Here is a 12,260-nt window from a genome sequence, read left to right as displayed (position 1 = left end):
TCCCTCTACTCGGTGAGGTTTGCGGGGGTGTTGGGGGTCTGGCTGGCGATGAACTCGCGTAGCATGGTTTTGGCTACCATCAGGTCGGTCAGGCGTTCAGCGGCATCGGCCAAGCCGGGGCCAGCCTGTTGGCGTAGGTCGTTGGCGGTGGCGTCCAGTTCGGCATCTAGCCAGTGCAGATAGGCGGTGGTGGCAGTCATTACTTGGCCCCCTTCGCGCGGTCTGCCGCATCGCGCAGCACTGCTGCCGTCATCAGTGCTGCCCCAAACTCGCGGGCCGACTTGGTGCAGAGCTTCACATGGAAGGCCTCGCCATCTATCGCCACGCCCAAGTTGATTTCACCTGGCTGGGTAGCCGACACGAACGATGGGCCTCCCACCTTGGCTGAAGCCGCAACCTTGCCGTTCCTGCCGTACAAGGTGAGTCCAGCCACGAAGCAGATGTCGGGGTTGAATTTTGGATAGCTCATGCTGCCCCCCCCGCCGTGTTGCGCGCTTGCATGGCATCCGCTTGGGCCACCAGTGCAGCGGCCAATTGACGGGCGGTGTCTGGGGTCAGTTCGATACCGAAGTTGCTCCATGCTCCACGGTCAAAGACGTTCATGGCGATACGGTGGTCAGGGAATACCAGCGATGGCGACACGATGGCTACGGTATTGGCTGCAAGCTCAATGGTGGTGGTGTGGTCAAGCATGGCTTGCCTCCACACGTTCAAAAGCAGCCAGCTTGCGCAGTGCAGACAGGGCTTGAGCCGACTTGCGGGCAGCGGCTGCATGGTTGTGCCGGGCGGCATACCAACGGGCCATAGCGCAGGCGTTGACAGCTTCACCATGCAGGGCTACCAAGTCAACAGGGTGGGAGTGCTTGCCCGTGCTGGGCAAAGAGGCGGGCGCAATATGGCCCTTGGGGATGGTGTTAGCCACGAGTGGCTCCTTATCAACAGGTTTGAAACCTGCCGTCCTCATCGCCAAATGAGGGTGGCAGACCGTGCGGGGTTGGCGAACCGGGATAAGGAACCGGCACACCCTCGCGGGTGTCCCCACACGGCCCACCAAAATGGATAGCCGTGCGTGCCGTGTGCAGCCCACGGGCATGAAAAAAGCCGCTGTCCGAGAGGGGCGCGGCTGCTGCGCCTTATCTAATACCGGGTCGCCAAACCCGTGATGCTGTTTGGCATCGGGTGCAACTGTAGCATGGCCAGCGCCAGCCAAGCAAGTGCGGGGCAGGGCCAACATAATGCTGGTCATCATTACAGCCCCCCGTCAATCACGCTTTGGATTGTCTGGACAGCCAGCACAGCATAGGCGTGTGTTTGGGCTGCCTGTGTGTAGGCCGCGCCGGTCATCGTAGCCATGTTGCGGTAGGCAGCGGCTTGGATGGCACCGAGGCGCTTGAGCAGCTCGGCCAAGGTCATGTTGCTGAAACTGGCGGGCTGGTCGGGCACTTCCGTATTGACCTGGGTGGTGGTGGCAGAATAGTGGCCTGTTGTAGGGGCGCTCGATACTGCTTTGGTGGTGTCGGGCGTTTTCACTTTGAAGCCCTCCATTTGCGCAGGCGCAGCACCAAATAGAAGATGGCGGCCACCATTAACGTGCCCCCGCCATTTGCACCACGTTGGTATTGGCAGGACTGGTATTCATGGCCGTGGCCGAATTCAGCAAAGCCTTGAAACGCTCCATGCGTTGGGCGTGAAGCTGGTTGACCAACTCGCGGATTTGTTCCTTCGTTTGGCCTGCCACTTGGGCCGCCACGATGGTTTCCACTTCATAATCGGGCCAGCCTGTGATTTGTGCGCCGATTTTCACGGGCTTGGTGAATAGACCCTCTCGTGCCGCGCAGTAGATGGCGGACTTGGATCGCTGCCCCGTCTTACCCAAAACCCCGTCAATTCGCAAGATAGCCATGCTTGGCCGTCCTTGTCTGTAGTTGCAATGACAGCAATTTGGCCGGGTTTGGGGACTGGCGAATAGGGCGGGTTCATCCGGGTAACTGGGGCAGAGTTACCCCGGACAACCCCGCAAACCCGCATGGATGCTGGGTTTAATGGGGCGGGACAACTATTTGCGCGGGCCGGTTGGCAGGCCATCCAAGCGCAGGATAGATGCCATAACGTCGCTGTTCGTTTTTGACACCCCACGCGCTTGCAGCCAGTTGGATACAACCTCGTTCTTGGGTGCGGTTCTTGGCTTGGTATGGTCGTAGGCTGACCAAAATTCCCGTGCAGCAGCTTCCAAGTGCCCTAAGGCTTCAGTGTGATGGTTGCCCCAAGGCCAGTAGCTTTCAGGTTCTGTCGAGTCATTTAATGCTGGCACAGTCGGTGCTTGTGTCGCAGCCGTGGGAGTGGTGGATTCTGATGTTTCTACTGCCACGTATCCCAGATTAAGTCCGTGCCGATTGAGAAAATTGAAAATTTCTGCACGTTCAAATACAAAGTTGAAGTAGTTTTTATCAATTGAAGCATCAGAAGATGCGCTGTGATAATTGCCATGCAAAGCGACATACTCCAGCAAATCTAGAAACTCTATTTCATCGTCATTGCCCATATCAATGGTGTTTTCACCCAAGCGAACCAACCATGAAAATGATCCTGATTTTGGATCATCTGTAAATTTTTGGTCAACAAACTGTGCTGCCAACCTCAATGTGCAGCCGTCATGCTGGACGATTGTTTCCAATAGCTCGTGCAAACTAATGAATTCGGCCCGTTTCTCTTGAAGCAATTTAGCGACAATGCTCATGCACCCCCCTTTGCATTGCCCCCTGAAACAAGAAAGCGCCCCAAACCGGACAGGGGGAATCCGGTGTGGCATCGGGTAATTAGGCCGATGCTTGGGGCGCTGGTGGCGATTGTGGCACAGGGGCACGGCACCAGTGGGAAGGGCACCAACGCCAGCGAACAATGGCACAGGCTGGTGGTGTCGGTACCCCCGGTACCCCCGTTAAAAATTGCCGGGGTACCGCTCTTTTTTGGATAGCTTCTCTCTGTAAATGTATTGTGGTACCCCCAGTACCCCCGGTACCCCCAACAAATACAAGTCGCGCGCGTTTGTTTTTTTCCCCCGTATTCTGTTTTTAAGTATGGTGCTGTGCCCCCAGAAAGCACAAACCCGGCGCGGTGGCCGGGCTGGTGGTGTGGGCGGTGACGAGTGAGGGCTGAGGTTACAACTGATTTTTCAGAATCATCTTGTACTCTCGCGGGATGCGGGGAGATTTGAGAGCACCTTCGATGATGCGCCGGATCAGGTCTGGAGAACAGGATTCTTTGACATCAAACACACCCTCGGCAACTCTGGCCTCCACATGTTCTGCCTGCTCCAAGCGAGTGAAGCGGTAGTCGATGAAGCTGTCGTGCCGTATGAAAGGATGATCTCCGGGCTTGAGTAAGCAACTGTCGTCAACAAACATCCCCGGCTTGATACTCAGAACCGAAGCCAGCAGAACATGTGGTTTTGAACCACGCCCTTCAACCCGACAGGGATCAAGCAAGATAGCAAACAAATGCCTCTTTTCGCTTGGCCCTGATGGAATCAGCAGTGACTCCCCTTTGCTGCAACGCCAATCTTGCACGTTCAGGCAAAAGCTTGGTTGATGTAGCGTTGCTCGTGCAATCGGCGGGACAGTGCCTCAACTTGCTCTGGGCTATGGCCCACAGCCTTGAGTAGACGCGCATAGGGTATGTCGTGACTACCGTCCAAGGGATCAATCCACTCTGGGCACGCATCGGTATGGGTGTAGTCACGAAGCTTGTATTTATCCCAATGACCAAATTGCTTCCATGTCTCTGCTAGGCAATCAAGGTCGCTATCACTCAAAGCCAGCAAATCTTCTTCTGGCGAACGGATCATGCTGGCATCCTTGAGCGCCACATCGTAGCCAGCGCGGTCGCCAATCCATGTATCCCAACCGCCCGCCTTGGAAGACTCACATCCTCCGCTGAGGTCATACGTCCTAGACAGCACCGGGCCATGCGGCATCGAGACCAAACGGTCTCCAGTGATGGAGTCGCCGTAGCGTTTGAACGACTCGCGTTCGGCCAGATACAAAAGCTTCATCAACTTGAGGATGGGCAACTGACCACCGGCCCGAAACAACAGGTACGCAGCCGCCTGCGCTGCTTTGCGCTCATCGAACAGGCTGTATTGATTCATGGCATCTCTCTATAGGATCAATTGAGGCATCTCAGGCAGACATTTGCACATGTAAAGCTGTTGCGCTTGTTCATTGAAGGGGATTCCCCTGTCGCTCGGATACCTTGCGGATGTCATTACCTACGCGCTGCACATTCCCAGACAGCTTGTGGCGGTCACGAGCAAAGCCCCCACTTGGCAAAGTGTATGGCCTATCCTGTAGCCCCCAATTGGCAGCCAACGTAAAGCCAGCCATCAGGTTTTGTAGGTGCTTATATGCCAAAGATCGTACCATTTTCAGGCAACCCGTGAAGTGCAAGGAAGGCCAGTGCAGTCCAGTGAAGTGCATTTACGCCACCTTGCCATGCAGTGGAATCACGTTCACCCCCGTGCGCAGCTTGTCCAGGTAATCAGCCCATGTCTGCATCATGGCGCGGCGCTGCTCTACATAGCTGGTGCGGTTGTAAGCCCGGCCATTGGCATCTTTCACGGCATGGGCCAACTGGGCTTCCACAATCAGCGGGTCAAACTCCAAGCGTTCGGCCAAGATGGTGCGGGCCGTGGCCCGAAAGCCGTGGACGGTCTGGGTGTCGCTGGCATAGCCCAAGGTTTGCAGGGCCGTGCGCAAGGTGTTGTCACTGATAGGCCGGGTGGTGCCTCTCTCCCCCGGAAACACCAAGCCCGTGTGGCCGGTCAGGAGCTGCAAGTCGCGCAGCAACTCCACGGCTTGGCGTGGCAGTGGCACCAAGTGGGGAGCGCCGTTTTCCTTGCCATCCTTGGTGCGCTTCATCCGGGCCGGGGCAATGCTCCACAAGCCAGCCTCTAAATCCAGTTCTGCCCACGCCATGCCGCGCAGCTCGTTGGGGCGTTGAAACAGCATGGGCGCCAGCGCCAGCGCCGTGCGTACCACCGGCCCACCCTGATAGCCCCGAATGGCGCGCAGTAGTTCTCCCAGCTTGCCTGGGTCGGTGATAGCGGCAAAGTGCTTTTTGCGGTGGGGGGTGAGTGCCCCTGCCAAGTCCAGCGCCACATTGCGGCTGGCCCTGCCAGTGGCCACGGCGTAGGCCAGTGCGCCACGGGCGGTACTCAATACCCGGTGTGCCACGTCCAAGGCACCACGATCTTCTACCCGGCGCACGGCGGCCAACAACTCCACGGCCTCCATATCGCCCACCTTGCGCGCTCCTAGCCACGGTATCAAGTCTTTCTCTAGGTTGCGTAGTTCACGCACTTGGTGGTGGCTACTCCAGCCGGGGGCACGCTTATCAAACCACTCACGGGCCACCAGCTCAAAGGTTTCTCCCAGATTTGCGGCGGCCTTGAGCTGGCCCACCTTGCGTTCTTGCACCGGGTCAACCCCCCCCGCCTTGACGTTCTTGGCGGTATCACGGGCAGTACGGGCCGCAGCCAAGCCCACGTCAGGGTAGCTGCCCAAAGCCATACGGCCTTCCTTGCCCTGCTTACGGTATTTCCAGAACCAACGCTTAGAGCCGTTGGGGCTGACCTCCAAATACAGGCCACCAGAGTCGGCAAAGCGTTCGCGCTTCTTGTCTGGTGGGCAGGTGGCTTTCTTGCAGGCGGTATCGGTCAACATGGGGCAGTTCCTCCGGGCGGTGGGGGAACAGTGGAAATTGACCTGCTACAGAGGGGGATGGGGGAACAAAAACCCCATTTCCCCGAATCCGTGCCAATCGTTCCCCCGTTTGTTCCCCCGTTTTGTGCTGGCTTGCAGTGTACCGGCTTGGCCTAGCTTGCACAGTGCCCTAGTGGATCGCCCAATTAAAAAGCCGCCCACCTGTACTAGGTTGGACGGCTTTGTTCTGGTAGGTGGTGGTGATAGGTGGATTTGAACCACCGACATCAGCATTATGAATGCTGCGCTCTAACCAACTGAGCTATATCACCGAACGAGCGAAATTATAGCCCAAAAATCACTGGTGTGTAAACACAGCCTTGCGTTTGTTCACAAAGGCATCCATACCTTCTTTTTGGTCAGCAGTAGCAAACAGCGAATGGAACAGGCGACGCTCAAACATCAGGCCATCCGACAGAGTGCCTTCAAACGCACGGTTGACGGCTTCTTTGGCAGCCATCACGGTAATTTGCGAGTAGTCGCTGATCACCAAAGCAGCCCCCAACGCCTCTTCTTGCAGTTTGTCCAGTGCCACAACGCGGCTGACCAAACCAGCACGTTCTGCTTCTTCGGCATTCATCATGCGGCCAGTCAGGGCCATGTCCATCGCTTTGGACTTGCCCACCGCACGGGGCAGACGCTGAGTGCCACCGGCACCAGGAATCGTGCCCAGCTTGATTTCGGGTTGACCAAACTTGGCATTGTCGGCGGCAATGATGAAATCACACATCATGGCTAACTCACAGCCTCCACCCAAGGCAAAGCCACTCACGGCAGCAATCACGGGCTTGCGAATGTTGCGAATGGTTTCCCAGTTGCGGGTGATGAAATCGCCCTTGTAGGCATCGGCAAAGGTGAACTTGGCCATGACAGTGATGTCGGCACCGGCAGCAAAAGCCTTTTCACTGCCAGTCAGGATGATGCAGCCAATTTTTTCATCGGCATCAAAAGCCTTGAGGGCTGCGCCCAACTCGTCCATGAGTTGGTCATTCAGGGCATTGAGCTGCTTGGGACGATTGAGGGTAATGACGCCGACTTTCTCGGCTTCAACACGAACTTCAATCATTTCATAGGTCATGGTATCTCCTGGGTTTATGTGGGATGAAGCCTGTCAATATAACCAAGACGTAAGACAGACCCGTTTCAGTGGCCGGATAACCAGCGGGTGGCTGCTGCACTATCGCTGACTTGCCATTGGCTCGCCACAGTGCGGGCCTCTGCACCAGGCAACTCCAGCGGCAGGCGCAATAGGCGTTCGCCCCTGACCACCAATGCTGTCACCCGTGTGGCATGGCCCGCATACAACGCCACATCGGCCAGTTTGCGCAAACGCCAGCCTTGGCCTTGCACTTCTAGGCCCAGCCACTCATCGTTGGCCGCCATGCCTGCACGCTCGGCCAAGCTGCCACGCAGCACCGTTTGCAGGCGAATGCCACCGTTTTCTGTAACACGCAGGCCCAAAATTTGGGCGGCAGGGGCGTCTTCGGTCTGCTGCGCAATGCCGTGGGCAGCCAGCAAAGCGGGCACTGGCAGTTCTGCAGTGCTATGCACCCACGCATCCAACTCCGCATCAAAAGAGCGCCCCGCCCAATCGCGCAGCACAGCGCGCAAATCAGCTTCAGTCATGGGGCCACCAGCGCAGCGCCGCCACAAGGCTTGCATCACCACATCCAGGGTGGTTTGGCCTTCGTGGCGCAGCGTTAAATCCAAGCACAGCGCCACCAATGCGCCCTTGGTGTAGTAACTGACGGTGGCGTTGGGGGTGTTTTCATCTTGGCGGTAGTACTTGATCCAAGCATCCATGCTGGCCTGGGCCACCGTTTGGACTAACCGACCAGGGGTTTGCTGCACTTGGGCAATGGTTTTACCCAGCAGCTTGAGGTAGGTGGCATCGTCGATCAGCCCCGCACGGCGCAGCAACAGATCGTCGTAGTAGCTGGTAAAGCCTTCAAAAAACCACAGCAGTTCTGTGTAGTTTTCTTGGCTGTAGTCGTAGCGGGTAAATTCTGCCGGGCGCAACCGCTTGACGTTCCACGTATGAAAATACTCGTGGCTGATCAACCCCAGCAGCGTGGTGTAGCCCTCACTGGGCTGGGTTTGGCCTTGGCGAGGCAAATCGCTGCGGGCACAGATCAGGGCGGTAGAGTGGCGGTGTTCCAACCCACCATAGCCATCGGCGGTGGCATGCAGCAAGAAAACATAGTGCTGAAATGGTGGTGGCTCTGTACCATGCCAGAAACGGATCGCAGCTTCGCAAATGCGCTGGGTATCTGCCAGCAAGCGGCTGGCATCCAACGATGGTGCTGCACCAGCCACCACCAACCGATGCGGTACGCCTGCAGCGACAAACTCGGTACTCCAAAAATTGCCCATCTCGACGGGGCTGTCGGTCAGCTCGTCATAGTCTGCGGCCCGGTAGAAACCAAAGCCAGCGGGGTCAGTTTGTATGGCCGCCAGACCCGTCGCACATTGCCAACCGGGCTGATTTGCAGGCAGTTCAGGCGGAACCACTTCGAGCACACAAGAGTGCTCGGTTAAGCCTTCGGGGCGCAGACACAGGCTGGTGCCATTGAAGAACCCGCGCAGCGCATCCAAACTGGCCGTGCGTACGGAGGGGTCGTTGGCATAGACCTCGTACTCCAGTACCAACGGCTGACCGGGTTGGCTGGCCGTTTGCCAACGCTGTTTGTTGAGTTGCACGCAGGCCACAGGCTGGCCTTGTTGGCTTGCCCGCAGGTTTTGCAGATTTTTGGCAAATTCACGTACCAAGTAACTGCCCGGAATCCATACCGGCAGCGATAGCTCTTGCATCGCCAGCGGCTCAGTAATGGTGAGCGTGACGTGAAACAAATGGGCGTGCAAATCAGCCACTGCAACACGGTAGTGCAGGGCGGCAGGTTCGATGGAAATAGACATGGCAACGCCTCAGGCAGCAAACACAGACCCCCAGCGTGTGCAAGCACCGGGGTGATACAAGGGATAGGACAGCTTACTGAGCGGCGCTGACCTTAGCTCCAGCCTCGATGTCGGCAAGGCGTTTTTCAATATCTTGTGTACCGATGGCACCGGGAATGCGACTACCGTTGGCAAACAACAACGTGGGCGTGCCAGTGATTTTGTGCTTTTTGCCAAACACCAGATTGCGTTGCAAAGCGGCTGTGTCACAACTGGCAGCGGGGGGTGTTTTGTCGCGCAGCATCCAATCATTCCAAGTGGCAACGCGGTCTTTGGCACACCAGATATTGCGTGATTTCTCTGCCGATTCTGGGCTCAGGATGGGGTACAAAAAAGTATGTACCGTAATGTTGTCCACCTGCTGTAGATCACGCTCAAAGCGTTTGCAATAGCCGCAATTGGGATCGGCAAACACGACCAGTTTGCGCTTGCCATTGCCACGCACCGTGACAAACGCATCTTGCAGTGGCAACGCGTTGAAGTCCACTGCCGTGAGTTGCTTGATCCGGTCTTCGGTCAGGTTGCGCCGCGCCTGGGTATCGATCAGCTCACCTTGAATCAGAAAGTTGCCTTTGGTGTCGGTATAGAACAGGTCGGTGCCCACGCGCACTTCATACAGACCTTTCATGGGGGTGGCGCGCACCTCGTCAATTTTTTCCAGTTGTGGAATACGCTCAATCAAAGTCTTGCGAATGGTGGGCTCTTGGGCAGTTGCGGCCAAAGCCACACCCAAACTGGCAGCAACCAGCAGCGTACGAATCAGGGTCATGGAGGAGATCAGAGAAGTAGATAGACGATGAGAGGGAGCGTCAACGGGTGCCCATGGCACGGCGGGCCATCCAATCCTTGAGGGCGCCACTGCGCTCAAAGCTGTTCATGCCCCAGTTACGCAGCGCCTGCAATGGGGCTTCGGTGCGCGAGAACAATTGCTGCAAACCATCCATGAGCAACCCAACGGGCAAAAGAGCCGCCTTGCGTTCACGCTCGTAGCGGCGCAACAGCCGCAAATCGGCCACACTGCGCCAGTCCTCGCGCTGGCTCAAGATCTGGGCCAATGCTTGCACATCCCCCAACCCCAAGTTCAAGCCTTGGCCTGCCAACGGGTGTACGTTGTGGGCCGCATCACCAGCGAGCACCCAACTCTCGACGGCACTGGGTTGGCCGTGGTGCAACACGGGGCCACACCAGCGGCTGGCTTGGGCCTGTTGCAAGGGCCATGCAGCCCGTGCCGAGCACAATTCCAGTGCCCCCAGTTCTCCGTGGCTGGCCACATACAAGGCTTGGGCAAAACCGTCGTCGTCCAAGGTCAGCAACTCGCTGACCTGTTCTGCTGGCACCGACCAAACTACCGCCACCTTGTTGCCCGTTTCGCCCTCTAAGGGCAAAAAGGCCAAGATACTGCCCTGATGAAACCATTGCCGTGCCGTTTGACCGTGGGGCAGCTCACAAACCAGCCGGGTAGCAATGGCATGTTGTGCGTATGGCATGACCTCAAAATCCACGCCCAACTCGGTGCGCGTCTGGCTGGCACGGCCTTCACACACCACGGTCAGGGCGGCTGGCACTGGGGCTGATACCCGCTCTACTTGGGGTTGATAGCGCACTGCCTCCGCCAGACGGGTCTCTAACGCTGGCACATCCACAATCCATGTCAAGGCTTCTGTGCCTTGGGCTGCGGCATCAAACACCACCTCGCCGCCTTGGTCGCCCTGCACCTGCATTCGCAGCACTGGGCTGGCATGAATAGCATCGGGCCAGGTGCGCAAAGACTCAAGGAGCTGGCGCGAAGCCGTGTTGAGCGCATAGGCCCGCACGTCCGGGCCGGGGGTGGGGGCACTGCTGACCAGTGCCACGCGCAGCCTCTCGCGCGCCAATAAAAGCGCCAGGGTGTGACCAACCACACCGGCGCCGCGAATACAGACATCAAAGGTTTGCGGCATGGGGCGATTGTAGGAGGCACACCCACCTTTGTGGCGGGACTCTAAAATCGCCACTTCTGTTTCCCCTGATTACCTGAAAGCCCTGCCATGAGCCTGAAATGCGGCATCGTGGGTTTGCCCAATGTGGGCAAGTCCACCCTTTTTAACGCACTGACCAAGGCCGGCATTGCCGCCGAGAACTACCCCTTCTGCACCATTGAGCCGAATACTGGCGTGGTCGAGGTGCCCGATCCGCGTCTGCAACAGCTAGCCCACATCATCGAACCCGAGCGCATCGTGCCAGCCATTGTCGAGTTTGTAGACATTGCTGGTCTGGTCGCTGGCGCTTCCAAGGGTGAGGGGCTGGGCAACCAGTTCCTGGCCCACATCCGCGAGACCGACGCCATCGTCAATGTGGTGCGCTGCTTTGAAGACGACAACGTGATTCACGTAGCCAACCGGGTCGATCCAATTGCCGATATTGAGGTCATCCAGACCGAACTGTGCCTGGCCGATCTGGGCACCGTCGAAAAAGCCCTGAACCGCTACAGCAAAGCAGCCAAATCGGGCAACGACAAAGAAGCGGCCAAGCTGGTGGCGCTGCTAACACGCATCCAAGCGGCACTGAACGAAGGCAAACCAGCGCGCAGCGTCGAGGTCAGCAAAGAAGACCAGCCTCTGCTCAAGTCCTTTTGCCTGATCACCGCCAAACCGGCAATGTTTGTTGGCAATGTCAGTGAAGATGGGTTCGAGAACAACCCATACCTGCAGCGTCTACAAGAGTATGCGGCCAGCCAAAATGCCCCCGTGGTGGCTATTTGCGCCAAGATGGAAGCCGAAATGGCTGAGATGAGCGATGAAGACCGCGACATGTTCTTGGCAGAAATGGGGCAGACCGAGCCCGGCCTGAACCGCCTGATCCGCGCTGGCTTCAAACTATTGGGCCTGCAAACCTACTTCACCGCTGGCGTGAAAGAGGTACGCGCCTGGACTATCCGTGTAGGCGATACGGCACCGCAGGCCGCAGGGGTGATTCACGGCGACTTCGAGCGGGGCTTTATCCGTGCCCAAACCATCGCTTTTGATGACTTCATTGCCCACAAGGGCGAACAGGGCGCCAAAGACGCAGGCAAGATGCGCGCCGAAGGCAAAGAATACATCGTCAAAGATGGCGATGTGATGAACTTCCTGTTCAACGTCTGACCAGCCCTCCCACATTTGGCATCTGTGCCAACCATGCCATGACGGTTTAACAGATCATTTCAAATGAAACTTTACGGCGCTTCGTGTTGCACCACGCAGCGCCGTTTTTCATTGGCTGGCTGCATTGGGCCAATGCTGTCACCCGGTGCGCGGGAAGCCCCGGAGTTCAGTCCGGGGTTGAGAGCGCGCGCGCCGTAGGCGTGCTAATAGGGATTTGCAATCCATAATCTACGTCATGGACTGCACCAAAACCCTGCGCCTGCGCATTAAAGACAAGCACGCCACAGTGCTGGCTGCGATGGCGCGTGAGGTCAATCAGGTCTGGAATTTTTGTAACGAAACCAGCCACCGCGCCATCCGCGAGCGCCACCAGTTTCTGACTGGTTACGACCTGCAAAAGCTGACCAATGGGTTCAGCAAGTGC

Annotated in this window: 15 protein-coding genes, 1 tRNA gene and 1 pseudogene; 2 read left to right on the top strand and 15 right to left on the bottom strand. The window is 57.4% G+C overall.

The window, feature by feature from the left end:
* Nucleotides 1-5 precede the first annotated feature (5 nt).
* From ACFO6X_RS09930 to ACFO6X_RS09860, 15 genes are all read right to left on the bottom strand, one after another.
* Nucleotides 6-200: a hypothetical protein gene (locus ACFO6X_RS09930; protein WP_382432543.1), complete on the bottom strand. Its 195-nt coding sequence runs from the start codon at nucleotides 198-200 to the stop codon at nucleotides 6-8.
* Entirely contained in the window at nucleotides 200-469 is a 270-nt protein-coding gene (locus ACFO6X_RS09925; RefSeq protein WP_382432541.1) for a hypothetical protein, read from the bottom strand. The genes ACFO6X_RS09930 and ACFO6X_RS09925 overlap by 1 nt, the downstream gene beginning before the upstream one ends.
* Entirely contained in the window at nucleotides 466-693 is a 228-nt protein-coding gene (locus ACFO6X_RS09920; protein ID WP_382432539.1) for a hypothetical protein, read from the bottom strand. The genes ACFO6X_RS09925 and ACFO6X_RS09920 overlap by 4 nt, the downstream gene beginning before the upstream one ends.
* Entirely contained in the window at nucleotides 686-922 is a 237-nt protein-coding gene (locus ACFO6X_RS09915) for a hypothetical protein (protein WP_382432537.1), read from the bottom strand. Before ACFO6X_RS09915 ends, ACFO6X_RS09920 begins: the two co-directional genes overlap by 8 nt.
* A gap of 326 nt (nucleotides 923-1,248) precedes the next feature.
* Nucleotides 1,249-1,530 (bottom strand): hypothetical protein, encoded by a 282-nt coding sequence (locus tag ACFO6X_RS09910; RefSeq protein ID WP_382432535.1) that lies wholly within the window; start codon nucleotides 1,528-1,530, stop codon nucleotides 1,249-1,251.
* A gap of 55 nt (nucleotides 1,531-1,585) precedes the next feature.
* Nucleotides 1,586-1,903, bottom strand: a complete 318-nt coding sequence (locus ACFO6X_RS09905) for a helix-turn-helix transcriptional regulator (protein ID WP_382432533.1) — start codon at nucleotides 1,901-1,903, stop codon at nucleotides 1,586-1,588.
* A 153-nt stretch (nucleotides 1,904-2,056) separates the two neighbouring features.
* Nucleotides 2,057-2,737 carry a hypothetical protein gene (locus ACFO6X_RS09900; protein WP_382432531.1) on the bottom strand — a complete coding sequence of 227 codons (681 nt, stop codon included), beginning with the start codon at nucleotides 2,735-2,737 and terminating at the stop codon, nucleotides 2,057-2,059.
* A gap of 421 nt (nucleotides 2,738-3,158) precedes the next feature.
* The gene (locus tag ACFO6X_RS09895; protein ID WP_382432529.1) at nucleotides 3,159-3,566 is read right to left on the bottom strand and encodes a hypothetical protein; all 408 of its coding nucleotides are present in this window, start codon (nucleotides 3,564-3,566) and stop codon (nucleotides 3,159-3,161) included.
* A gap of 2 nt (nucleotides 3,567-3,568) precedes the next feature.
* A complete protein-coding gene (locus ACFO6X_RS09890) occupies nucleotides 3,569-4,147 on the bottom strand; it encodes a Panacea domain-containing protein (protein WP_382432527.1) in 579 nt (192 codons plus the stop codon).
* Between the two features lie 328 nt (nucleotides 4,148-4,475).
* Nucleotides 4,476-5,720: a tyrosine-type recombinase/integrase gene (locus ACFO6X_RS09885; RefSeq protein ID WP_382432525.1), complete on the bottom strand. Its 1,245-nt coding sequence runs from the start codon at nucleotides 5,718-5,720 to the stop codon at nucleotides 4,476-4,478.
* A 234-nt stretch (nucleotides 5,721-5,954) separates the two neighbouring features.
* Nucleotides 5,955-6,031, bottom strand: a tRNA-Met gene (locus tag ACFO6X_RS09880).
* Nucleotides 6,032-6,057: 26 nt separating this feature from the next.
* Complete coding sequence (locus tag ACFO6X_RS09875; RefSeq protein WP_382432523.1) at nucleotides 6,058-6,837, bottom strand: enoyl-CoA hydratase; 780 nt, start codon at nucleotides 6,835-6,837, stop codon at nucleotides 6,058-6,060.
* Nucleotides 6,838-6,902: 65 nt separating this feature from the next.
* On the bottom strand, nucleotides 6,903-8,675 hold the full coding sequence (locus ACFO6X_RS09870; RefSeq protein ID WP_382432521.1) for a M61 family metallopeptidase: 1,773 nt from the start codon (nucleotides 8,673-8,675) through the stop codon (nucleotides 6,903-6,905).
* A gap of 73 nt (nucleotides 8,676-8,748) precedes the next feature.
* Nucleotides 8,749-9,483: a DsbC family protein gene (locus ACFO6X_RS09865; protein ID WP_382432519.1), complete on the bottom strand. Its 735-nt coding sequence runs from the start codon at nucleotides 9,481-9,483 to the stop codon at nucleotides 8,749-8,751.
* 40 nt (nucleotides 9,484-9,523) lie between these two features.
* Entirely contained in the window at nucleotides 9,524-10,654 is a 1,131-nt protein-coding gene (locus tag ACFO6X_RS09860; protein ID WP_382432517.1) for an FAD-dependent monooxygenase, read from the bottom strand.
* 87 nt (nucleotides 10,655-10,741) lie between these two features.
* Between ACFO6X_RS09860 and ychF the strand changes: the two genes are divergently transcribed.
* Complete coding sequence (gene ychF, locus ACFO6X_RS09855) at nucleotides 10,742-11,836, top strand: redox-regulated ATPase YchF (protein WP_382432515.1); 1,095 nt, start codon at nucleotides 10,742-10,744, stop codon at nucleotides 11,834-11,836.
* A gap of 235 nt (nucleotides 11,837-12,071) precedes the next feature.
* Nucleotides 12,072-12,260: pseudogene (locus tag ACFO6X_RS09850) on the top strand (RNA-guided endonuclease InsQ/TnpB family protein); the annotation flags it as partial.

It is taken from the genome of Giesbergeria sinuosa (assembly GCF_042652905.1).
Lineage (GTDB): Bacteria > Pseudomonadota > Gammaproteobacteria > Burkholderiales > Burkholderiaceae_C > Simplicispira > Simplicispira sinuosa.
The sequence above is the reverse complement of the archived record's forward strand: the minus strand, read 5'-3'. Positions and strand labels throughout refer to the sequence as shown.